Raw genomic sequence first — 21,966 nt, forward strand, 5'->3', positions numbered from 1 at the left:
CCACTTTCCGTGAACAGGTGCGGCTTCCATGAACGACACCCCGATCCTCGCCCCTTCGCCCACGAGAGCCGCCCTCCGCCCGACCCCGGTCGCCGCGGTGATCGTCTCCCTGGTCCTGGTGGAGCTGTCCAGCGGCATCACCCAGGGCTTTCTGGGCCCGCTGCTGAAGGGGCTCACCACCACCCTGCACGTGAGCGTCGCCGAGCTGAACTGGATCAGCATCGCGAACCTGCTCTCCAGTGTCGCCTTCACGCCCATCCTGTCCCGTCTGGGCGATCTGCACGGCCACCGTCGCGTGCTGCGCTGGAACCTGGGCATCGTGCTGACGGGCTCGGTCCTGGTGGGGCTGAGCCGGTCGTTCGGGCTGCTGCTCGCGGGGCAGGTGCTCCAAGGCGCGTTCGCCGGGTTCTTCCCGCTGCTCGTCGGCATCCTGCGCAACCGGCGCACCGCCGCCGAGAGCCGGCGCGGCATCAGCCTCATGGTGGCCGCGCTGGTCGGCGGGCTCGCGCTGGGCACGGTGAGCAGCGGCCTGATCGCGGAGTACGTGGCGGCGCCGACCGCCGCGCTGTGGGTGCCCGCCGCAGCGGTGGGTCTCGCCCTTGCGGTGACCTGGCCGCTGCTGCCGGAGACGGAGGAACGGCCGGGCGGCTCCGCGGACTGGCTCGGCGCCGGGCTGCTGTGCGTGGGGCTCGTCGCCATCACGCTGGGGCTCGGGCAGGGCGGAGCGCCCGGCTGGGAGTGGACCTCGGCGAGGACGCTGAGCTGCCTGGCCGGCGGTGTGCTGGTGACGGCGGTGTGGGTGCTGGCCGAACTGCGGACCGCGGCGCCCGTCATGGACGTACGCCTGTTCCGGCGCCGCAACGTCGTCGTGGTCGCGATCGTCACCCTGACCTTCAGCTCCTGCATGCTCGGTCTGCTGGTCGCCAACCCGGTGTTCCTGAGCACCTCGCGCGCCGAGGCGGGCTACGGGCTCGGGCTCACGCCGCTGGCCACCGCGTTCGCGCTGCTGCCGAACATGCTGGCGCTCGTACTCGGCGCCCTGGTCGCGCCCGCCGTCGCCGCACGGCTCTCCGACCGGCGGACCCTGCTCGCGGGCTCGCTGCTGATGGCTGCCGGAAACCTCGCCGTGTACGTCTCCCACAGCAGCCTCGTGCCCTACCTGACCTGCACCGCCGTCGTCGGTCTCGGCAGCGGGCTGCTCCAGCACTCCACCCGGACCCTCGCCGTCGAGGCCGTACCGCACGACCAGACCTCGATGGGCTCCGGCATCAACGAACTCCTCATCAACGTCGGCGGCTCGCTCGGCGCCGCCGTGGTGCTCTCCGTCTTCGCCGCCGAGACCGCCGCGGGCAGGTCGCTGCCCGCCGTCACCGCCTACACCCACGCCTGGGCGATCTGCGCCGCCGTGTCCCTGGCGGGCGCGCTCGTCTCCCTGCTCTACCGCCGCCCCGCGAAGGAGGCCCAGTGACCAGCGCCCAGCTGAAGGAACGGTGCCGGGACACCGTCACCCGCGCGCAGGACCAGGTCCTCGCGCTCAGCCACAGCCTGCACGCCGATCCGGAACTCGCCTACGAGGAGCACCGGTCCGCCGGGAAGATCGCCGACCTGGCCGAGGGCGCGGGCTTCGCGGTCGAACGAGGCGTGTGCGGACTGCCGACCGCGTTCACCGCGACCGCCGGCTCGGGGGACCTGGTCATCGGGATCTGTGCCGAGTACGACGCGCTGCCCGGCATCGGCCACGCCTGCGGCCACAACGTCAACGGCGCCGCCGCCGTCACCGCCGCCCTCGCGCTCGCCTCCGTCGCCGACGACATCGGCGTCACCGTCAAACTCCTCGGCACACCCGCCGAGGAGTACGGCGGCGGCAAGGCCGACATGCTGCGCGAAGGGGCCTTCGACGACGTGGCGGCGGCGATGATGGCACACGCCGCGCCCACCGACGCCATCGGCATGACCTCGCTCGCCATCAGCAGCTGGAAGGTTACGTACACCGGCCGTACGGCGCACGCGGCGGCGATGCCGCACCGCGGGGTGAACGCCGCCGACGCGATGATGATCGCGCAGGTCGCGATCAGCGCCTACCGGCAGCAGATGACGCCCGGCGCGGTCGTCTCCGGCATCGTCACCTCCGGCGGCGAGGCACCCAACGTCATCCCCGGCCGTACGACGGCGGACTACGACTGCCGCGCCGAGACGATCGAGGAACTGCGGGAGCTCCAGGCCCGGGTGCGTGCCTGTTTCGAGGCGGGGGCACTGGCGGCGGGCGCCGAGCTGGCGCTCGAAACGGTCGGCAACGACTACGCCGATCTGCGGCAGGACCTGGACATGTGCGCGCTGTACCGCGAGGCGGCGGGCGACCTCGGCCGCACCGTGCCGCCGCGCGATCCCCGGCTGCGCGGCGGGTCGACGGACATGGGCAACGTCTCGCAGACCGTGCCGTCCATCCACCCCATGATCGGTTACGACTGCGGCGACGCGATCATGCACAACCCCGATTTCACGCGATACGGCACGACCGCGAGCGCGGACCTCGCCGTCCTGGACGGCGGGCTCGCCATGGCATGGACGGCGCTGGGCCTCGCGACCGACGAGGGGCAGCGGAGCCGGTTGCTGAAGCGGCTTGCGGAGCGCGGCCGTCGCTAGTTTCCGTGGGTATTTCCCTGGCCCGGCGTCAGCCTTTCAGCCCTTCAGGTTCTCAGCCCCTCGGGTCTTCAGGTCTTCAGGCCTTGAGGCGGGGATCGGGCTGCTTCGTGACGGGTGTCGGTGAGGGGACCTGCCGGTAGAAGATGTCGATGTCCACCTCTTCGCCGCCGACGGTCAGGGTGTCCCAGGCACCGCTCGCGAGCAGGGTGCGGACGGTTTCGGGCTTCAGTTTCCGGAGGTGGTCGCGGAGGGCCGCGTCGTCCGGCATGCCCGGGACCCGCGGTGAGAGACGGTCGCGGATCTCCCGCAGCCGTTCCATGAACGCGTCGATGTCCGCCTCGTTCGTCTTGTCCGCCCCGCCGTCCGGAGCCGTGGGTACGGCCGCCTCGATGCTCTGCGCGATCGTGTCCTTGATCGCACAGGTGTCGCCGTGTTCGTCGGTGGTCACCATCGCGTTCCACGCACGGCTCTTGTGCCGGTACTGGAGCATCGACATCGCCGCCTCGTGACGGACGAAGTCGGCGTCGCGGAAGGCCTTCCCCCGCCAGGCGTTGCTGAGGGAGCGCGCGAGCGAAATGGCCGACGCGAGCCCGCTGTTGAGCCCGCGTCCCGGCCAGAAGTGGATCGCGTTGGCGGCGTCCCCGAGCAGGAAGCCGTACGTCCCCGGGGTGGTGGGCGTCGCGGAGTGGAGCCGGGCGGTGAAGCGTGGCCGCTGCACCATGTCCAGGCGGAACCCGGTGACGGCGCTCAGGTTCCCCTCGGTGACGCCGAAGAGGACGAGGCCCTCCAGCACGCGCTTCCACAGGGCCGAACCCTTGACCAGGGCGGGCAGGAACAGCGTGCCGTGCGTCGAGCAGCGGAAGTCCCCTTCCTCGTTGCGGCCCATGAGACAGGGCCGCGAGGCGACACACTGCTCGAACACGTGCCGGACGGGGTCGACCCCGATCACCTCCTGGGCCTCGGCGTCGGTGAGGCGCATGTTCAGGAAGCCCTCGCCGCGCAGGGAGTTCAGAAGGAAGCGGTTCTGCGCCACCGTCAGCAGGACGGCCATGGGGTCCGGCAGGTCGGACTTCACCCGCAGCCCCAGCACGACGTCCTGGACGTGCTGCCCCTTCAGGGAGTAGATCGACGCGTCGGGAGCGCCGAACTTGTCGCTGAGGTGATCCCGGGTCCGTGAGCGGCCGCCCTCGCAGATGGCGAGCACGTGGTCCTTGACCACCGTCTCACGCTGCTCGGTCGCGTCGAAGCGGGTGGGAACGAGCCGGATCCGGTCGGACTTCTCGTTCGCCATCTCCAGGAGTATGTCCTCGACGTAGGCGATCCGGACGTTCCGCGGGCCGTAGCCCTGGACGGAGTCCGGCCCGGCCGGCCACATCTCGGTGTACGCACCGGCGCCGAACAAGCGCTCCTGGACCTTCTCGGGGAGGTTCAGGTACTGGCGGCTCTGGACGGTCACGACCTGCTGCCGCCGGACGTTGCCCTGTGTCTCGTTCTTCCAGACGACCCGCGAGCCGTCCTGGATCCAGCGGCCGTCGTAGACGGTGATGGCCACGCGCCGCCCCATCAGATGCTCCAGCAGCAGGGCGAAGCTCAGCCCCACGGGACCGCCGCCCGAGACGGTGACGTTCAGGACCGGGCCCGGCGCGGCGGCCGCGAGCGGGTTCGGGACATCCGTGATCGTCTCCATCGCCTCGGGGATCTCGAAGCAGAAGACCTCGTCGCCGATCGTGATCTCGTCCCCTGAGGTGAGGACGTGGGACGTCACCTGCCTCCCGTTGACCAGCGTCCCGTTCCGGCTTCCCCGGTCGTACAGGACGTACCGGTCGGCCTCCCGCAGTACTTCCGCGTGCAGACGCGAGGCCCGCCCACTGGCGATCACGACACTGCTGTCACCGCTGCGGCCGAAAGTGACCGGAGCGACGCCGACAGAGAACCGCCGCCCGGCCAGAGGCCCCACACGCCCGGTGATCGAAGCCGGCATGGCCACTCCCCCTTGGATCTGTCCGTACTGGCCGTAAGCCGGTCGTGGCCAGGACACCGACCGACTCGAATCAACAGCTCGGCACAGACAGGCGTGTTCCCCCCAGGCCCGTTGCCCCAGCCCCCCAACAGGTGGGTTCCAGGTTCGCGCCACGGTCGCCCCCGCGCAAGGCCGTAGGACGGGAAGTTGCAGATCAGGTGTGGTGTGGCGGGAGGGGCGCGGGGGACTCAGGGGGCAGATTGGAAGAGGAAGAGGCCGCGCCGCGTGGGCGAGGCCCTGACGGCCTCGGCTCGGTTCGGCGACTGCCGGCCCCGAGCGGCCGGGCAGCCGACCGAGGGCAGGCGGGGGTGCCCGGTCCGTTGCGCCGTTACGTCTGCCTCACGGCGTCCGGAGCGGGCTCCGCGTCGCAGTCGGCCGGCGGGTTCAGCAGTTGGGCGATGTCGCGGGCGGCGGCGACGACCTGCTCATTGCTCGCCTCCAGGCCCTGGGCCGCGAAGAAGGCGAGGTTGACGCTGAACAGGGCCATGCGGATGCGCAGTGCCTCCTCCACGGAGGCGTTAGGGCCGGTGAGGGCGTCGAAAAGGGCGGTCAGCCGCTCGAAGACGTTCTCCCGGCCGGGATGCAGTTCCTTGACGACGTGCTGGTTGGCGAAGGCGAACCGCACAGCCTGCAGGCCCTGCCGAGAGACCAGGTCGATCATCCGGTCGATGGTCTGCGCGCGCAGTCGCGGGCCGGGAGGCTGCGTACGGGCCCAGTCGACGAGTTCGTCCAGGGCCTCCAGATGCTCGGTGAACAGCGAGCGGACGATGTCTTCCTTGCCCTTGAAGTGGTAGTACAGGGCTGCCTTGGTGATGCCCAGGCGCTCGGCGATCTCTCGCAGGGAGGTGGCTTCGTAGCCTTGTGCGGCGAACAGTTCCAGGGCGACCTTGCGGATCTCGGCCTTGGTGTCGCTGCCTCGCCGGTGTCCTGCGCCCGCCATTTTCATCCGCCTTCTTCCGGTGGTGCCGCGTCCGACCGATCTTCGTCGCCGGGGGTCTCGCTTGCAAGCTTACCGCCCGGCAAGTAAGTTACTTGACGGCCGGTAGGTGACGCGTGACGTCGAAGCAGGCTTCTCCCCGTGCACCGTCCGTCCCGCGCAGGCGCTGCGGGGCGGACGTGCCACGTGCGGTCCGCCACCCGCCAGCACTCCCGTTCCCAAGAAAGGCACCGCCATGGCGTCGACCGCAGCCAATCCCGACCAGGGGTCACCGCCCCGCTTCACCCACCGCGAGATCATGGTGACGATGAGCGGCCTGGTCATCGCGCTGCTGCTGGCCATGCTCGACAACATGATCGTGGCTCCCGCCCTGCCCACGATCGTGGGCGATCTGGGCGGGCTCAATCACCTGGCATGGGTGACCACCGGGTACGTTCTGGCCTCCACCGTCGCCACCCCGATCTGGGGCAAGCTCGGCGACCTGCTCGGCCGGAGGATCACCTTCCTCTCCTCCATCGTGATCTTCCTGCTCGGCTCGGTGCTGTGCGGCATGTCGCAGAACATGGGCGAGCTGGTCGGCTTCCGCGCTCTGCAGGGCCTCGGTGCCGGCGGCCTGATGGTGGGCGTCATGGCGGTGGTGGCCGAGATCGTGCCACCGCGTGAACGCGGCAAGTACCAGGGCGTGATGATGGCCGTGATGCCGGTCGCCATGATCGGCGGGCCGCTGGCCGGCGGCTTCATCACCGACCACCTGAGCTGGCGCTGGGCCTTCTACGTCAACCTGCCGCTGGGCGTCGTCGCCCTGCTGGTGTGCTGGTTCACCCTGGCCAGGCTGCCGCGCGGCACCGGCCGGGTGCGCATCGACTGGACCGGGGCGGCCCTGCTCACCGTCTGGATCACGGCGCTGGTCCTGATCACCAGCTGGGGCGGCAACGAGTACGACTGGTCCTCGGCGATGATCATCGGCCTGGCGGTGGTGACCGTGGCGGCCTTCGTCGCCTTCGTGTTCGTCGAACGCCGCGCCGCCGAGCCGATCATGCCGCTGGCGGTTTTCGGCAACCGCGACTTCTCCCTGGCCGGGGCGCTCAGCTTCATCGTCGGCTTCGCCCTCTTCGGCGGGGTGACCTTCCTGCCGCAGTTCCAGCAGTTCGTCCAGGGCTCCTCCGCCACCAACAGCGGCCTGCTGCTGATGCCGATGATGCTCGCCTCGATGGTGACCTCGCTGGCCGGCGGCCAGATGATCAGCCGCACCGGCCGCTACCGCCTCTGGCCCATCGCCGGCACCGTCCTGATGGCCGCCGGACTGGCCCTGTTCGCCACCATGGACACCGGCACCTCCCGCACCGTCACCTCGCTGTACATGGTCGTCCTCGGCGCCGGCATGGGCTGCCTGATGCAGACCACCATGCTGATCGCCCAGAACAACGCCCCGCTGAAGGACATGGGCGCCGCCACCGGTGCCGCGACCTTCCTCCGCAACATGGGAGGCTCCCTGGGCGTCTCCCTGCTGGGCTCGGTCTACGCCTCCACCCTGACCGACTCCGTCGTCTCCCACGGCGGTATGGCGACCGGCTCCGGCGGCTCGGCCTCGGTGTCGCAGATGACGCCGGAGATCCTCAAGAGCCTGCCCGCGGCGGCCCGCCAGGTGTTCCAGCAGGCCGTCACCGACGGCGTCAGCTCCGTCTTCACCTGGGGCGCGGTGGTGGCCGGCGCGGGCCTGCTGATCGCCCTGCTCATCCGCCAGGTGCCGCTGCGGGGCTTCGAGGCACCGGCCCCCGCCGACGCCTCCGGCACGTCCGGAGCAGCCCAGGACGACCAGGCCACCGAGAAAGCCCCAGCCGGCAGCTGACGACCCACCGCCTCCTCTCTCCGCTCGGGGACGGGCAGGAGAGGGGACTGCCCCTCCCCGTCAGGGGACGGCCGGGGAGGGGGCACCGCCGGGGCCGGTCCGTTACGGACCGGCCCCGGCCCGCCAGCCGTGGCGACGCGATTTCGTCGCATGTCTCCAGCACGAGACTCATCTCCGTGCACGCTCCATCGACTTCCCCGGCATCGAGGAGTGCACGTTCCAGGCTCGCGTGGACAAGGTTGCCGACCTGCGGGTACTGATCGCCGGCCGCCGCGTGTTGGCCGTACGCATCGACTCCGACCTCTTGGACCGGCGCAAGGACTGCAGCGCGCTCACATACAGCGTGGTGGACCTGCCGGGTCGCCTGGAGAAGGCCCTGCTTGACGCGGACGTCTGCGGGGTGAGCGTCGGACCACGCGGGTTGCAGGTCAAAGGCCCACGGACCACCCTCGGCTCACCGCGTGCGTGAAGGCGCGCCACGCCGGGGAGGCGATGGTCGCGACGGAAGTGCCGCCGAGCTTTGTGTCACGTACGAGTACCTGCCCACCGTCGTGAGCGCATTCGACGCATTCGCCACCGGCGCCATTGCTGTAGGACGACTTGACCCACGGGCCCGGAGCCTCTGTGCCGCCGAGGTCGACGTTCACCGTGCGTACTCCTTCACAACGCTTCTGATCAATTGGGTCGTTCGTCGTGGGCTCAAGGCCGCCGCCCTCAACTCGTCGAACGCTCGCGTGTACTCGCGGACATGAGGTTCCCCTTCCAAGTACATCGCATCCGTGATGCCGTCCCGGTACACGATGTCCGGGTCTTCCGGGTCGGGGAAGCCCAACATGGTGAACGGTCCCGTGGTCGGGCAGGTGCCGGCGTCGAAGGGGAGTACCTGCAAGGTCACACTTGGCTGCTCCGCCGCCTCCAGTACGCGTTCCAATTGTGCCCGCATCAACTCCCGCTCGCCGACGACTCTGCGCACGGCACCCTCGTTCACGATGAACCAGCAGTCGGGAGCACCGGGGGGGCTGAGCATGGACTGGCGCTCCAGCCGTACCCGCACCGCCCGATCGATGTCCTTGGGAGGCATGTACGAACCGCACGTGTGCAGTTCCCGGGCGTAGGCCTCGGTCTGCACGAGGCCGGGCAGGACTTCCGACTGGTACTGGCGCAGCGTGGACGCATCCTGTTCGAGGCCGATGTAGATCGAGAACCATTCGGGCACTCCCGACCCGTGGACCTGCCACCAGCCGCGCGTCTTGGCCTGCCGCGCCAAGGACTTGAGAAACTCGCGAAGCTCGTCGCCGGTGTCGTAGAACCGGCACAACGCGTCGATGTCGGAGGGCTGGACCCGCCCGCTGCCGGTCTCCATCCGGTTGACCTTGGAGCCGCTCCAGTCCAGGGCCGCCCCGACCTGGGCGCAGGTCAAAGCGTTCTTCTCCCGGAGCTTCTTCAGCTCGATGGACAGGCGACGGCGGCGCGCCGTCGGTGATCCGGCCATCTGGACCCCTTCATGTCGAAACAGCGTTCAGTCTCTGCGCCAAGGGTGCGGACCGCCAATCACCCGATGGTGGGATTCTCTCCGTGCACATTGCACGACGGGATTCGCGCCGGCCATCCTGGCGATGAGAACGACCTGTGTGGGGCCGGCCCGGAGCTCCGGCGTCCGCACGGACCCGCGAGCGACGAAGGGTTGGCTCGGAAGTGATCCCAGGCGCATGCATGGTGAGAACGCCGTGGACCGTGGAGTTCACGGCTCTGGAGGAAGAGGTGGCGGTCCTGCGTCGCAGAGTGCGCGAGCACCTCGGCAGCTGGGGACTGCGGGACCTCGTGGACGAGGCGCAGCTCTGCGTGAGCGAGCTCGTGGCCAACGTCATCACCCACGTCGGCGTCGGAACGCCGACCACCCTCGCCGTCCTGATGAACGGTGCGTTTCTGCGCATCGAGGTCCACGACCCCGACACCCGTGCACTGCCCGCACTGATGACCGCCGACGTCGAGTCGGAAGGGGGTCGCGGCATGACACTCGTCGAGGCGATCACGGATCGCTGGGGCGTCCAACTCGTCGCCGACCGAAAGGTGACCTGGTGCGAACTGGCGACGGGGCTGCCGTCGCCGGGAGACCAGGACGAAGGCCCCCGGGTGACGCGGGCGGAGGCGGTGCTCGACCTCTACGGCGCGGCAGGACCCAAGCTCGGTTCGCGGCTCGGCAGATTGAGCATCACCGAGGGGGAGGAGGCGGCGATCTTCCTCATCACCGACCTCCTCCACTGGCTCAGGGCACACGGCCGCGACGCGGACGACGTGCTGGACCGTGCCCAGACGCGGTTCGAGACCCAGGTGTCCGAAGTCGGCTCGTGACCCGGGTCGACGAACGTCAGGGAGCGAGGACGGCCCCGAAGAATCCCAGAGTGGGCTCTTCGGGCGTTCCCACCAGCAGCGCGCGGTCCAACAGAATGTTGTTGTGCTCGCAGCTCGTCTCCGGGAGCATCACGCAGGCGTGGCAGGCGGCGAGGTTGGTGCCGCCGGTACCGGACGCCTCGGTCTCCATGCAGAGCGGGTCGGAAGAACACCACTCGGCGCGGTGGACGGCCGAACGGACCGTGCGATCGAGAAGCTCCGGTTCGCCTTGAGCGACGAGACCACCGAGACTGCCTGCCGAGTCGCTCGTAGCCGTGTAGATGAGTACTCCGGCCATGTCGTCGGCGGCATACAGGCGCTCACGCAGGGCAGCGGCCGGGTAGCCCGCCTCCAGACTCCACTCGTTGATGAGGACGTGCGCCAAAGTGTGCAGCAGCACCATGCGCGGAGTGGCCGGGGAGGGTACGACCAGGCTCGGGTCGCCGGCCCGTTCCTCCAGCACCCGCTGGTGAGCGGTGCGCATCCGCTCAGTCCGGGCCGCCACTGCCGCGGCCTTCTCCCAGGTGCCGAGTCGGTCCTCGTCCAGGCGGAGGAAGACCCCCTCGCCGCGCACTTCCATGGCTGGGAGCCAGTGCATGGGAGAGCCGGAGAGAGGCATCTCTTTCGCATCGGTCGTCGACTCGGGGTCGGCGAGCCGGGTGAACGCCTTCAGGGCGCGTACCTCGCGGAGCTTCTTGACCAGCATCGGGCCGGTGACGCCGAGCGGAGCGAGCACGCTTTGGTCGCCCAACGGGGTTTCGCAGACGAACTGTTCGTCGCGAGAGTGCTCGCTCTCGTCGTTGCCCGAGCGGAGACGCTCGTACTCCTTGTTGCGCAGGGCGCGATAGCGGTGGTCGAAGGAGGGCCCCGCCTCGCCGTCGGGATCCTCCTCGCGTTCCGCGTCGAGCAGCGTCATCACCTCATCCAGAGAAATGGGCCACTCATCGTCGAAAATCGCATCGAGATACCCCTCGACGGCCGTGCGATCCTTGTGCTTTCGGAGTTTCTCCCAGTGCTCGGCGAGTGGATCCGCTCGGCCGTCGCTCCACGGCGGGATGGAGAGGGCCGACTTCAGGACCGGCTGCCACACGGCGGAGGAACCACGCTGAAGCGTGCGCAGCGGGAGGCCACACTCCACAGCAGGAGCGGACGTGCCGAGCCACGGACGGGTGCCCTGACACCTGAGTCCGAGATCCTTCAGCGCGTTCTTGCGGAAGGAGCCCTCCATCGATACCTCGGGCGCCTGCTCACAGGTGCAGGAGACGAGGATCGAGCGGAGCGAGGACGTACGCCCGGACGAGCGAAGCCTGAGTTTGCCGTCGCATTGAACGGTGGCCGCGGCTCCACGCTCGGTCGAGCGGTGGACCCAGTGCCAGTAAGGGAACTCTCCGAGGTGCCCGGCCGCGCACGCGACAACGAAGCGGGAGGGTACGAGTTCGACTTCGCACGTTCCGCACACGCTTCGTCCCTGCGGCGGGTTGAAGTCGCGGTGGCGCTGGAGCTCGGTGCACTCCGGGCAGGAGTGCATCAAGGGGAAGCGTCGGCCTCGCATGCCGTCCTTGCTGTCGTCGTCGGACGCGGGCGGCAGTCGAAAGTAACTGACGTCGAGCAGGCGGGCCAGACGCCGTTCATGGATTCGTGGGGCCTCGCCGGCCCGCCAGCTGTCCTCGGCGTGGTCCAGGCCCGAAACGATGAAGGACTCGTGGTCGACGGCGATGAGCGATCCGACGCCGTACGTGGTGATGGCCTGGGCGCGGCGGACAGCACCCCGCCGGGGCAGATTGTGGGCGGGCGTTCCGCCCTCGGCCGCGCGGCGTCGACGGGCGGGAGGCGGGGTCATCGGGTTCCCTCCATGAACAGGGCGGACTCGGCGTCGACGTCGCGCAGGCTCCACAACGTGGGCCACGCCTCGGCGTCCTCGGACTCGTCGTCGTACGCCTTCAAAAGCGAAGGGGTACGACGACCCTTTTTGGGTTCGAAGAGCAGGCCGCTGTGGATGTCGGCCTCATCGCACCACCAGTCGACGAACTCGTCGAAGGCGTGCGACACGGCGTCGCTCTCCTCCGGGGTGACCGCTCGGACGCGACGCAGAAGGATGTCCTTGACCTCGTTCCGGAGGATGTCCTCGTACGACTCGACCTTGCCGGCGCTCTCGTTCGGGCGGGCGGCCGGAATCATGATGCGGGCGAGGGCGACGATCACCGCATGCAGGCCCCTTTCACGGGCGCGGGCGGAGAACGGCGTGACGGACGTGGACTCGACCTCGCGGTAGAGGGCCGAGTGGAAGTGCTGGAAGCCCTCGTAGTGGGAACGATCGCGGGATCGAGCGGAGTTGAGCATGACCGTGACCAGGCCCGGGTGTGCGCGGCCAACCCGGCTGGTGGCCTGGATGTACTCGGCCGTCGTCTGCGGCTGACCCATCACAGCCATGAGTCCGAGGCGATCCACATCAACGCCCACCGCGATCATGTTGGTGGCCAGAAGGACGTCCACGGTGTCCTCGTCGGGCAGCTTCTTCTCGATGCCCTTGAGGCGGGCCGGAATCTCACTGGCGTCGACACGGCTCGTCAGTTCCGAGTAGTTGGTGACCGAGCGGACCGCTACCCCCTCGCGCTCGGCAAGCAGTTCCAGATAGGCCACCACGTCGTCGTGCACCTGGAGCTCGGCCGCGGAGAGCAGTCGGAGGCTGTTGAAGTAGCCGACCAGGCTCCAATACGCGTCACGCACCTCGTCCTTGGTATCCGCGTGCTTGGCTCGGTGCAACAGGGTGGCGTACGTGCGGATCAGCAGGGTGGACTGGCTGGTGCCAGGGGCCAGGAGGCCGACGTACCGGCGGCTCGCCTTCTCCTCGCGCGGTGTTTCCACGGCGAACCACGAGTCGCGGGCGTCCAGGCCGGCGGGCGGGAACTGTCGCACCCCGCGTGCGAAGAGATGGCGGCCCTGGTCGGCGGCACGACGGATGGTCGCCGTGGAGGCGATCACCTTGGGTCGGTCGGCGAGAGCGTCCACAGCGGTCTCGTAGAGACCGGTGAGGGTACCCAAAGGTCCCGAGATCAGGTGTAGTTCGTCTTGGACGATCAGTTCCGGGGGCGGGGTGCGGTCGTGCGGGTCGTCGCGATTGAACAGCGCGGATGTCGCTGGGCGCCATGGCATCGAAGCGAACTTGTCGACGGTGGCGATCACCAGCGTCGGTCGGGCGTCGTACACGGCCTCGTCGATCAGGTGGACGGGCAGGCCGTCGGCGAAGTCGCAGTCCGTGCCGGGACAGCGGACGTACATCCTCTTGGCGTCCTCGTCGGCCTTGTAGTCACGGGCGTCGAGGCGGGTACCGCACCAGGGGCAGGCATGCAGCTGGACCGGGTTCTCCTTGGCGAGGCGCTTGTCGAGGTCTTTGCGTAGCTCGTCGAGCTTCTTGTCTGCCTCGGCCAGTGTGTTGGGAGTTGCGGAACGCCCCACCCACATGCCGACGGAGAACTCCTCGGTGCCCAGTTCAGGTGTGCGGAGCCGTAGCTGCTCCATGGCGCAGAGCAGGATCGCCGCACGCTCGAACTGCTGAAGGGTGAGCAGTCGCAGTGTGTAACGCATGAGGACGGTGACACCACCGCCGTCCGTGCCCTTGCGGATGCGACGCAGGAACGACGTGAGCGCGATCAGCCCGAGGTAGGCCTCCGTCTTGCCACCACCGGTGGGGAACCACAGCAGATCGGAGATCTCCCGGTCGCGGTGTTCGGGATCGTCGATGCCGGCCAGGCAGAGCAGCATGAACGCGATCTGGAAAGGGCGCCAGCGGCCGGCGGTCGGGTTCGGGTCGCCGACGCATCCGTCCTTGACCCACACGCTGCGGGCGCGCTGGTCGGCCATGGCGCGGTTGGCGAGGCGGAACGCCCGCATCAGGTCGGGCTTGGCTCGCAGCAGGTCGATGCCCTCACGGATCCGGCTGAGCGCCTCACGGCAGGCCGTCACCTGCTCGCGTGCGGCCTTCTTGTGTTTGTCGCCCGTCAAGCCCTCCGCCTCGGCCGCCTTGCGGTCGATCCAGCGTTCATAGCCCGTGGCAAGTTCCTCCAGAGCGGTCAGGACCTCGGCGTCGGGCTTCTCCGCCAGTCCAAGCATGGACAGCGCCGAGCTGTCGATCTCCGGGTTGGAGTCGGTGAGCAGTACCTCCACGGACGGCACGAACTGGCTGCGGACCTCGGCGACGGCTGCCTGAACGGTGTCGGTCATACCGATCGGCGGCGGGGTCCAGTCCCACTCGGCGGAACAGCCGTGCCCGACGGCGAAGGTCGGTGCGTGGCGGTGCAGCAACCGGCTCGTGGCGATCTCCGGGTCGTGGGCGGTGGACGGGGCGGGGCGCTCGACGAACACCGTGGAGCCGTTGGCGGCCCGTACCGTCAGACCGCACTGGAACAGGGAGAAGGCGTCCTGGAGGTCCCACTTGCCGACCCTGTGCTCGTTGACCAGCGTCACCGTGATCGTGACTGTGCCGGTAGTCGGGTCGAGGCGCCGAACGTTGACGCGCAGATCGACCCCTTCGTGCAGGTTCTCCCGTTTGTCACTGTCAGGCGTGGAGACGTCGACCGGGTAGTCCGGGAGTGCGAGTTCCACGCGCTGCCAACGTTCCTGCTGGTCGGAAGTAGTGCGGGCCTCGGCGCGGCGAGGCTCGACCGGGTTGCCGTCCGCGTCGGTGGGTTTGTATACGGCGGCGCGAGCCGAGATCACGATCGTGTCGCTTATGGCCGGGTCGACCGCGAAGGTCAGACCCATCGAGGACGGGCGGCGATCGCCCGCCCTGCCGAGATCCTGCTCGGTGCCGGACTCCTCGACGTCATCGCGGGTCAACAGTGGTGCGGCGTCCAGGCCGTCCTGTTCGGCGATCTCCTCCTTCTTCCGTTCCTCCGCGGCCTTGTCCACCGCCCGCGGATACAGCACGCCCGTCAGGTAACGGTCGATCGGCGCGTCCTGGGTGAGCACCTCGGCCCGGTCGTCCGGCGCGGCGTCCTCGGGGGGACCGAGGAGTTCACGGCGAAGACCTACCAGGAGTTCCTCGTCCCGGACCCGGTAGTGCTCGGAGTGCCGGCCTGCCACATGTGTCATGCGCCCTGCTCCTCATGGTTGTCGGCTCGCCGGAACTTCCCGACGCCGGTGATTCTGGGGACGATCCACACACCCCGATCTCCCAGCCCGGCGTTGGTCCCGGCGGCGGTGCTGCCCGTCACGGTCTCCAGGGTGTCGATCCGCAGGCCGTGGATCTCGTCAGGCCACCAGGGGTCCCACGTCCTGTTCACCTTCTGCACCTGGTACAGCTGCTCGCGGAACCGCCGTGATGCCTCACCGACCTCCCGTCCGTCGTGCACCAGGGCGTACGGCGGGCTCTGCGACTCGCCCATCGGCAGGTCGTGGCGCTTGCGCAGAACCACCGGCTGCCCGGCGCCGACTCGTTCCAGGAGGTACGCCTGGGTGGCGACGGCGTCGCCGTCACGGCCGGGCGGGTCGTCCCGGCACACGTCGCCTGCCTCGGCGACGATGCCGAACCGGTCGTACGACCGCCAGCCGCCGATGTAGCGCCGGCCGGCGCCCCGCTTCTCCGCTCGCCTGAACTGCGGAAGTTCGGGAGACGCAACGTGGTACAGGTCGCGACGGGCACGCGTCATTGCCACGTACAAGGCACGCGCCTCAGCTGGGAGGTCCAACTCGTCCTTGTGCCGCTTGTGCAGTTCCGCGACGGTCGGAGGGGCCAATGTGATCACCCGGTCGAACTCCAAGCCCTTGGCGCGGTGCACGGTCGAGACGACGATCCGGGCGGTCTCCGGGTCGGCCGCCTCGTCGGGGAACCTGCTGTCGGCGATCGCGCGACGCAACCGGTCCAGATCGATCACGCCTCGCCCGGGCCCGCGAGCCACCCGACGCAGCGAGGTCCACAAGGCGGTCACGTTCGGCTCGAACGGCAGGGGGATCTCAGAGAGCAGCGAGCGGAACCGGTCCTCGGCGAGGCCGGTCGCTTCCGTGCGGCGCAGCAGCTCGGCGACCCAGTAAGGCACCGGGCGCTCTTCGAGAGGGCGCCGCAGCCGGTGCTCGACACCGTGGGCGTGCAGCAACTCGGAGACCACGAGAGCCTCCCTGTTGTCGCGGGTGAGCACCGCGCAGGTGTCGGTGGAGTCCCGCAGACCGGCCAGGGTGAACTCGTCGCTGAGGTCGCCCATGGCGTTCACCGGGTCCAGGAGCAGCTCACGAAGCTCCTCGTAGAGCATGCCCGCATCGTCCGGATCGTTGAGCTGCTGGAGGCGCGGACCATGCGCCAGCGCCACCCGTGCCTCCGGCGTGACGGCCCGGAAGTTCTCGGTCAGCCGCAGCTCCACCAGGTCGTCGGGGTACGAGCAGCGCAGCCAGTCGAAGAACCGGCCGATCTCGTCGGCGCGTTCGCGCGGGTCCGTGATCTGAAAGCCGTAGACGGACTGGGCGGCGTCTCCGACTACGGTGAAGCCACAGCTGTCCTGGTAACGGTCGAGAAGCGTCTCCACCAGCTCGCGGCGCGCGCCCAGCAGGTCCTGCACCTCGTCGATCACGACATGGGCGGGCGGGACGGCGTCACCGATCTCCAGCGCCCCCTTCTCGACCGCGTTGGCAGCGGCGGTGATCCGCTCGTCGAAGCCGACCCCCCTCCAGTCGCCGTCCGGATGCGCCCGGCTGAGCACGCTGTACGCCCAGGCGTCGAAGGTCTGGGCGCGTACCCGGCGAGCCCGTTCCCCGTGCCGGGCGATGCGCTCGCGCAGCTCCCGGGCGGCGGCCCGGGAGAAGGTGAGCACCAGTATCTCGGCGGCCTCCAGCGCCTCGTCCGGGTCCTCGTGGCCGCAGAGTGCGTCGAGCCGGCGCACGAGGGTGTGTGTCTTCCCCGCCCCTGCCCCGGCGGTGACCAGGACACGGGCGCCCCAGGGCTGCTCGACCACGGCCCGCTGCTCCTCGGTGAGCGAGGGGCTGTCGAGGTAGGCGTCGGTCACTTACGGCTCCAGAGGTGCTCGAACTGGGTGAAGGCCAGCTGGGTGTCGAAGTTGGCGATGTTGTCGCTGACGTTGAGGATCAGGCAGGTGGGCTTGCCGCCGTTCTTCGGGCCGCGCAGGCCTCGACCGATCATCTGCTGGTAGACGTTGGTGCTGTAGACCGGGCGGGCCACCACGACGACGCGTGTGGCGGGGGCGTCGAACCCCTGGGTCAGGACGCCGTAATTGGTGAGGACACGGATGCGTTCCGACCGGAAGTCCTCGATGCGCCGCCGCCGGTCCTGGGCGCTGGTGGTCGAGTCCACGGCGGCGGCGGGAACTCCCCGGTCGTTCAGCAGCGCGGCCAGGGAGTTGGCGTGGTCCACGGAGGTGGCGAAGAGCAGGGTCGGCCAGTCGTCGGGAAGGCCGGCCACCTCTTCGACGATACGGCGGCTGCGCGCGTGGTCCTCCGCGAGGCGCTGCTCGGCGGAGCGCGAGAGCATGGCCATGCGATCGGCCTGGGCCTTCTCATCGCTGGTCAGCACGATGTTGCCGCCTTCCAACGTGCGGTGTTCCACCTGGGCGAGCATCCCCCAGTCCTGGAGGTCCCGGTACGGGTCGCCGGAAGGAAAGACCCCTTCGTCGAGGCGCCGTCGGCCGAAGCGGCCGGCCAGCCGATTGGTCTCCTCCTCATTGCTGTTGCGGTACGGGGTGGCGGTCAGACCGAGCAGATGACGTCGGGTTTCGTACTGGGTAAGGCCCAACTTGCTCAGAATGTCGGTGTACCGGGGGGAGACCGCGGTGTGCGCCTCGTCCACGATCACGAGGGAGGCCTTCCGCAGCCACTCGTACTGGTCGGTACCCAGGCACCGTTCCAGCTTGGCGTCCGTGGCCACCACCAGGTGCGGGTGCCCCTCGACGTTCCCGACCTCGTTCCCGCTCCACAGTCGACTGATGGTGAGAGACCTTTCCGCCCCCACCTTGCTCCACACGAACTTCCAGCTCTGTACGGCCTGTTCGCACAGCTCCTCGGTCTGCGCGATCCACAGCAACGGTCCCTCCAGCTCACCCACCCGCTTCACCCAGCGGATCACGGCCTCGGCGGTGACGCGTGTCTTGCCGGCGCCGGTGGGCAGGGACAGCATGGCCCTCTGCGGGGCCAGCCGGTCGAGCAGCGTGGTGATGTTGCGGACCAAGTCCTCCTGGTAGTCATGGAGCCGTGGGAAGTCCCGCGGTCCGTCGATCGTCTCGAAGACGGGTGGTGACGGAGTCCGGGAGCCGGCGAAGGTCACCGGCAGGCCGAGACTCGACACGAAGGCGATAGCGGCTGAGGAACCTCCGTAGCCCACGGGTGCGTTGAGGAACTTGGCTTGGATGTCCCGGGCGTGGTGATGGAGCACCCTGTCTCCGCGCGCGTTGAAGGCCATTTGCGCGATTCGGTGCCCGGACGGCTCCGCGCCGCCGGTCGCCTCCAGTTCGGCCTCCATCAATCCGTCGGGGAGACCGGACCGCAGAGCTTCCGGGCCGATCAGCAGCTCGACCTTGGTGACAACGTCGTCCGCGTCACGTACGGCCTTCAGAGCCGCCTTGGTCTTGCTGTCCCGTGCCATCCGCTCCTGGTGCTCCAACACCGCCCGGCAGCCGGCCGCGCCCAGTCCGAGCTCCAGCTCACGGTCGATGAGGCGGAGCATCGGCTCGGGTTCCAGGGGGATACGGACCTTGACCGTGGCGCCTTGGCGCACTGCGTCCAAGGGGCGGGGCTTCGCGGCGTTCGCCGTCCGGGTCACCTCTTCGAGCTCCGTGCACCGCTGCACCACGCTGTTCCGGTTGCTGCTGTTCAGACGCTGACGCAGGGCCGGGTACAGCTCCACGAGCGGGATCGGGTCGCCGTCCGGGACCTCACGGGTCTCCCGGGTGATGGCGTCGGCGTACCGCTTCATGCCCCACTTCTCGACCATCAACTCGGCGTCGTCAGCGGTCGCCACGAGCAGGGCGGGAAGCTGCTCCGCGCGCAATGCCCGATACTCGGTCTCGCCGACCGCGACGGTGATCTCCTCGTCGGGGCGGGTGTCCCAGCTGTTGCCGATCCGGCAGCGGGTCAACGAGTCCTCGGGGAAGTCCGCGCCGTATCGGGTGAGCATCACATAGGTGTTGCCGACGAAGGCGTCGTCCTCGCTCCGAGTCACCTCCGAGAGGAGCTTCTTCCAGTGTTCGGCGGGAACGTCGTCGACCGTGGTGGGCAGACGCAGCTTGCGGGCTTTCTCGGGGGAGATGTCGGCAACCGGCAACACGTCGCGATAGGCGGCGAGCTGGGGTCCGACCGCCTCACCCAGCGACGTGATTCCCTGAGAGGTGGAGACGGCTCCGTACTTCCTGAGCATCCAGCGGATCGGGGACATTACGGCCTGTCGGGTGCTCGACTGCACGCCGATCTGACGCGTCCAGTTGTCGACCACTGCGTCGTCCGGCAGCGCTTTCAGGAAGGCCGCGCGGGACTCCTCCGAGAGCGAACGGAAGAGGTGCAGCGGGCCACCGATCGCGGACCCCTCCACCTTCATACGGCTGAGGGACGGACGGGGAGCACGCTGATCCAGGCCTCGCAGATAGGACGCGTGGACGGCTTCCCGATACTCCTCGAACCAGGCCTCGCCCTCAGGACGCACCGAACTCGAAGGACGTTCGCGCAAGCCGATCTCGCGGAAGAAGGCGAGGTCGTCGGAGTGGAACCCGGTGTCGACGGCGATGCCCGGGTCGCGTCCCGCGTCGACCACCGCACCTGGCAGCATGCAGTCGCGCACCGGATGGAACTTCCCGTCAGCCGTCCGCACGCGCAGGGTCTCGCGGGCGTTCGGCACGTGCCGGAGCACAGCGTGGGTCAGCCGGCGGCCACCAGCCTGACGGAACAGGTCCCAGAAGCGCTCCCATTCGGCGCTTCCGTAGCCCTCGAAGCCTTGGTCGAGCACGCTGATGAACCGGCCTTCGACGTCCGCCTCGCGGATGCCGAGGAGGTTGAGCGCGGAAGCGAGCTTCGGGTCCCGGGCGATCTCACCGACCACGTACACCAGGGACTCCCGCAGCCCACCCTCGTCCGCGCGGCGGAACACCTGACCCGGGACAGCGGGCACGAGACCGTGCTCCTCGGTGAGTACGACCTTCGCCTTGCGGGCCTCTTCCGCGTGGGGCGACCCGACCCGGACCATGTCGGCCAGGATGTGGATCGCCGCTGCTGACGCCTCGGCGGTGCCGCACTCGACCAGTGCCTCCAACCATTCGCGCACATCGGCCCGCTTGTGACCAGCCGTACCGAGGATGTGCTCGACCTTGCCCGAACGCAGCGTGTCGGCCTCGGCGTTCGGGTGCAGCCAGTTCGACGGGCGGCCGGGGGCCTCGTGCCACATCCGCAGCCAGCCGGCGTGACGTTCCTTGTCGAGACGCGGAGGAACGCGCAGCACGGTAGGGACACGCAGCACGCCCTCCTGGTCGGGCAGCGACGGACGGGCCGCCGCCCGCTCCCAGATCTCCCTGGTCAGGAACTCGTCGGCCCAGCTGATCGACTCCTTCACACGACCGGGCAGCAGCGGAAGGTACGCGGCGGGGTCCTCGGCGGGAGCCAGGCGGGGCAGGGAATCGACCACCAACGCCGCCGACACCTTGATCATCTCCTCGTTGAACGCCGAGGAATCGAGCAGGTTCTGACGGTCCTCGTTGGTCTTCCACGCGCCGTTGAGGATGCCGCTGAGGGACATCTCGTACTTGGTCGGGAAGAAGGACCAGAAGCGACCCCGCCCCCGGGACTGCGGACTGACGTGGAGCCCGCTCTTGTCGTCCTTCTCCAGTGCCGGCACAGCCCAGGCAAGGTCCAGGGTGAGGCGGTCGTGCAGTTCGCCGGCGTCGGCCCGGGCAGCCGGACCGGGTTCGTGCGTGGTGGAGAAGACCCGCCAGCAGGCGCTGACCGTCGGCCTCCCCGTCCGCTCCTCCACCACGGTGTGCAGGTCCCCGGACTGCTCGGCGGTGAGCACGCGACGGACGGCCGGACGGGGCCGACGGTCCTCAAGGACGACCTTCCCCACGTGAGGGGAGAGGAGCTGGAACCCGAGCGGGAACTCCTCGCGGGCCGCTCCGGCGGCTGTCCGTCCGCCGTGCATGTCCAGCGCCAACCGGCCGGCGGCGCCGGCGAGCAGTGGCAGGCGGACGACAGTCGTGGCCCAGTTCAGCAGCTCGTCCAGGACGGGGTCCTGAGCACGCTCGGTGGCCACGTCGAGAGGACGCGCCATGCGAAGCACCGGTGCCTCGAACCGCTCGCCCAGGCGCTCCCGCACGCCGGGGACCGATCGGATCTCCTCGAATGCCCATTCGCGGTCGAATCCGAAGGCCCCGGTACTGCTGAAGAACTGCGGAGTGTCGGTGACGACAAGAACGGATTTCACCCCCACACCGAAACGGCCGATCTGACCACCTCGCTTGCGCGACATGCTCATTCGAAGAATGGTTTCCGCGCCTTCGGGGGTCATCGGGTCGCCCTCGTTGGCACAGTAGAGGTGCGTATTGGTGAGGACGACCTGGACGCATCCCCCGGGTTCGTCGGCGATCTCGTCGGCCGCGTTCTGTACGAGTTCGAACAGTTGACGGTCGCCGTATCCGCCCTGCGTGATGCGGCGCTCTCCGTTGGCGTGTTCCGGTACGAGGCCGGGATCGACCTCGTAGGTCTGCAGGACGCGAGCGGACTGTTCAAGAACAGTGGGGATGGTCGAAGGTGGCAATGAGGACACTGCTTCTTCACGACTCCTGCGATGGGCGGGATGACGGAAAACGGACGAGTGGGTCGGGTGAAAGGTGACACCAGGCTGTTTGACCTGCGGAGACTCGACTCGGTGGACCTGTTTGCTAATGACCGAACGTTGAGGAGGTGCCAGCTTTCGCGGGATCAGTCGCTGTCGGGATCGGCAAATCCATCACTGTGACCGAAGAGCTCGTCGAACTCCTCGATCGTCATTCCGAACGAGTGGAGGATCTGCTTTCTTTCCACGTGGGAGTTGGCTAACGAAATCATCAGTGACACGGAGTGAAGTTCACGCAGTGAGTGAGGGGAGGGGTGCGGAGGTTCCGTCTCCTCGGGAGGGTCTTCCATGGAAATCTCGCATTCTCCGGTTCTGGT

The 21,966-nt window shown here is 68.9% G+C and carries 14 protein-coding genes; 5 read left to right on the top strand and 9 right to left on the bottom strand.

Annotated features, from left to right (window positions below):
* Positions 1 to 28 precede the first annotated feature (28 nt).
* Together ACIQMV_RS12025 and ACIQMV_RS12030 are read left to right on the top strand one after the other, a co-directional pair.
* Positions 29 to 1,468, top strand: a complete 1,440-nt coding sequence (locus ACIQMV_RS12025; protein WP_402592554.1) for an MFS transporter — start codon at positions 29 to 31, stop codon at positions 1,466 to 1,468.
* Positions 1,465 to 2,643 carry an amidohydrolase gene (locus tag ACIQMV_RS12030; protein ID WP_402592555.1) on the top strand — a complete coding sequence of 393 codons (1,179 nt, stop codon included), beginning with the start codon at positions 1,465 to 1,467 and terminating at the stop codon, positions 2,641 to 2,643. The genes ACIQMV_RS12025 and ACIQMV_RS12030 overlap by 4 nt, the downstream gene beginning before the upstream one ends.
* Before the next feature lie 76 nt (positions 2,644 to 2,719).
* Here the strand turns inward: ACIQMV_RS12030 and ACIQMV_RS12035 are convergent, their stop codons facing one another.
* The gene (locus ACIQMV_RS12035; protein ID WP_402592556.1) at positions 2,720 to 4,624 is read right to left on the bottom strand and encodes an FHA domain-containing protein; all 1,905 of its coding nucleotides are present in this window, start codon (positions 4,622 to 4,624) and stop codon (positions 2,720 to 2,722) included.
* 367 nt (positions 4,625 to 4,991) lie between these two features.
* Complete coding sequence (locus tag ACIQMV_RS12040) at positions 4,992 to 5,603, bottom strand: TetR/AcrR family transcriptional regulator (RefSeq protein WP_402592557.1); 612 nt, start codon at positions 5,601 to 5,603, stop codon at positions 4,992 to 4,994.
* Positions 5,604 to 5,835: 232 nt separating this feature from the next.
* On the opposite strand from ACIQMV_RS12040, the gene ACIQMV_RS12045 reads away from it, so the two are divergent.
* Positions 5,836 to 7,449, top strand: coding sequence for an MDR family MFS transporter (locus tag ACIQMV_RS12045; protein ID WP_402592558.1), 1,614 nt, complete (start codon positions 5,836 to 5,838; stop codon positions 7,447 to 7,449).
* Positions 7,450 to 7,678: 229 nt separating this feature from the next.
* Positions 7,679 to 7,918 carry a hypothetical protein gene (locus tag ACIQMV_RS12050; RefSeq protein ID WP_402592559.1) on the top strand — a complete coding sequence of 80 codons (240 nt, stop codon included), beginning with the start codon at positions 7,679 to 7,681 and terminating at the stop codon, positions 7,916 to 7,918.
* Here ACIQMV_RS12050 and ACIQMV_RS12055 read toward each other — a convergent pair.
* Together ACIQMV_RS12055 and ACIQMV_RS12060 are read right to left on the bottom strand one after the other, a co-directional pair.
* On the bottom strand, positions 7,878 to 8,096 hold the full coding sequence (locus tag ACIQMV_RS12055) for a DUF397 domain-containing protein (RefSeq protein WP_141360583.1): 219 nt from the start codon (positions 8,094 to 8,096) through the stop codon (positions 7,878 to 7,880). The genes ACIQMV_RS12050 and ACIQMV_RS12055 overlap by 41 nt on opposite strands.
* A complete protein-coding gene (locus tag ACIQMV_RS12060; protein ID WP_402592560.1) occupies positions 8,093 to 8,941 on the bottom strand; it encodes a helix-turn-helix domain-containing protein in 849 nt (282 codons plus the stop codon). The genes ACIQMV_RS12055 and ACIQMV_RS12060 overlap by 4 nt, the downstream gene beginning before the upstream one ends.
* A 221-nt stretch (positions 8,942 to 9,162) precedes the next feature.
* Here ACIQMV_RS12060 and ACIQMV_RS12065 point away from each other — a divergent pair, with 221 nt between their 5' ends.
* Positions 9,163 to 9,801, top strand: a complete 639-nt coding sequence (locus ACIQMV_RS12065) for an ATP-binding protein (protein WP_402592561.1) — start codon at positions 9,163 to 9,165, stop codon at positions 9,799 to 9,801.
* A gap of 16 nt (positions 9,802 to 9,817) precedes the next feature.
* On the opposite strand, the gene drmB is transcribed toward ACIQMV_RS12065, so the two are convergent.
* The 5 genes from drmB to ACIQMV_RS12090 form a co-directional block, all read right to left on the bottom strand.
* Positions 9,818 to 11,680, bottom strand: a complete 1,863-nt coding sequence (gene drmB / locus ACIQMV_RS12070) for a DrmB family protein (protein WP_402592562.1) — start codon at positions 11,678 to 11,680, stop codon at positions 9,818 to 9,820.
* Positions 11,677 to 14,931, bottom strand: coding sequence for a helicase-related protein (locus ACIQMV_RS12075; protein ID WP_402592563.1), 3,255 nt, complete (start codon positions 14,929 to 14,931; stop codon positions 11,677 to 11,679). Before ACIQMV_RS12075 ends, drmB begins: the two co-directional genes overlap by 4 nt.
* Positions 14,928 to 16,832, bottom strand: coding sequence for a UvrD-helicase domain-containing protein (locus ACIQMV_RS12080; protein ID WP_402592564.1), 1,905 nt, complete (start codon positions 16,830 to 16,832; stop codon positions 14,928 to 14,930). The genes ACIQMV_RS12075 and ACIQMV_RS12080 overlap by 4 nt, the downstream gene beginning before the upstream one ends.
* Positions 16,829 to 21,580, bottom strand: a complete 4,752-nt coding sequence (locus ACIQMV_RS12085) for a DEAD/DEAH box helicase (RefSeq protein ID WP_402592565.1) — start codon at positions 21,578 to 21,580, stop codon at positions 16,829 to 16,831. The genes ACIQMV_RS12080 and ACIQMV_RS12085 overlap by 4 nt, the downstream gene beginning before the upstream one ends.
* 155 nt (positions 21,581 to 21,735) lie before the next feature.
* Positions 21,736 to 21,870: a hypothetical protein gene (locus ACIQMV_RS12090; RefSeq protein ID WP_402592566.1), complete on the bottom strand. Its 135-nt coding sequence runs from the start codon at positions 21,868 to 21,870 to the stop codon at positions 21,736 to 21,738.
* Positions 21,871 to 21,966 lie beyond the last annotated feature (96 nt).

The organism is Streptomyces sp. NPDC091412 (genome assembly GCF_044756885.1).
Lineage (GTDB): Bacteria > Actinomycetota > Actinomycetes > Streptomycetales > Streptomycetaceae > Streptomyces.

What these genes read in the sequence shown, in the direction of transcription:
- drmB (WP_402592562.1), bottom strand. Translation starts at nt 11,680, where the DNA reads ATGACCCCGCCTCCCGCCCGTCGACGCCGCGCGGCCGAGGGCGGAACG.
- ACIQMV_RS12035 (WP_402592556.1), bottom strand. Translation starts at nt 4,624, where the DNA reads ATGCCGGCTTCGATCACCGGGCGTGTGGGGCCTCTGGCCGGGCGGCGG.
- ACIQMV_RS12045 (WP_402592558.1), top strand. Translation starts at nt 5,836, where the DNA reads ATGGCGTCGACCGCAGCCAATCCCGACCAGGGGTCACCGCCCCGCTTC.
- ACIQMV_RS12060 (WP_402592560.1), bottom strand. Translation starts at nt 8,941, where the DNA reads ATGGCCGGATCACCGACGGCGCGCCGCCGTCGCCTGTCCATCGAGCTG.
- ACIQMV_RS12040 (WP_402592557.1), bottom strand. Translation starts at nt 5,603, where the DNA reads ATGGCGGGCGCAGGACACCGGCGAGGCAGCGACACCAAGGCCGAGATC.
- ACIQMV_RS12065 (WP_402592561.1), top strand. Translation starts at nt 9,163, where the DNA reads ATGGTGAGAACGCCGTGGACCGTGGAGTTCACGGCTCTGGAGGAAGAG.
- ACIQMV_RS12025 (WP_402592554.1), top strand. Translation starts at nt 29, where the DNA reads ATGAACGACACCCCGATCCTCGCCCCTTCGCCCACGAGAGCCGCCCTC.
- ACIQMV_RS12075 (WP_402592563.1), bottom strand. Translation starts at nt 14,931, where the DNA reads ATGACACATGTGGCAGGCCGGCACTCCGAGCACTACCGGGTCCGGGAC.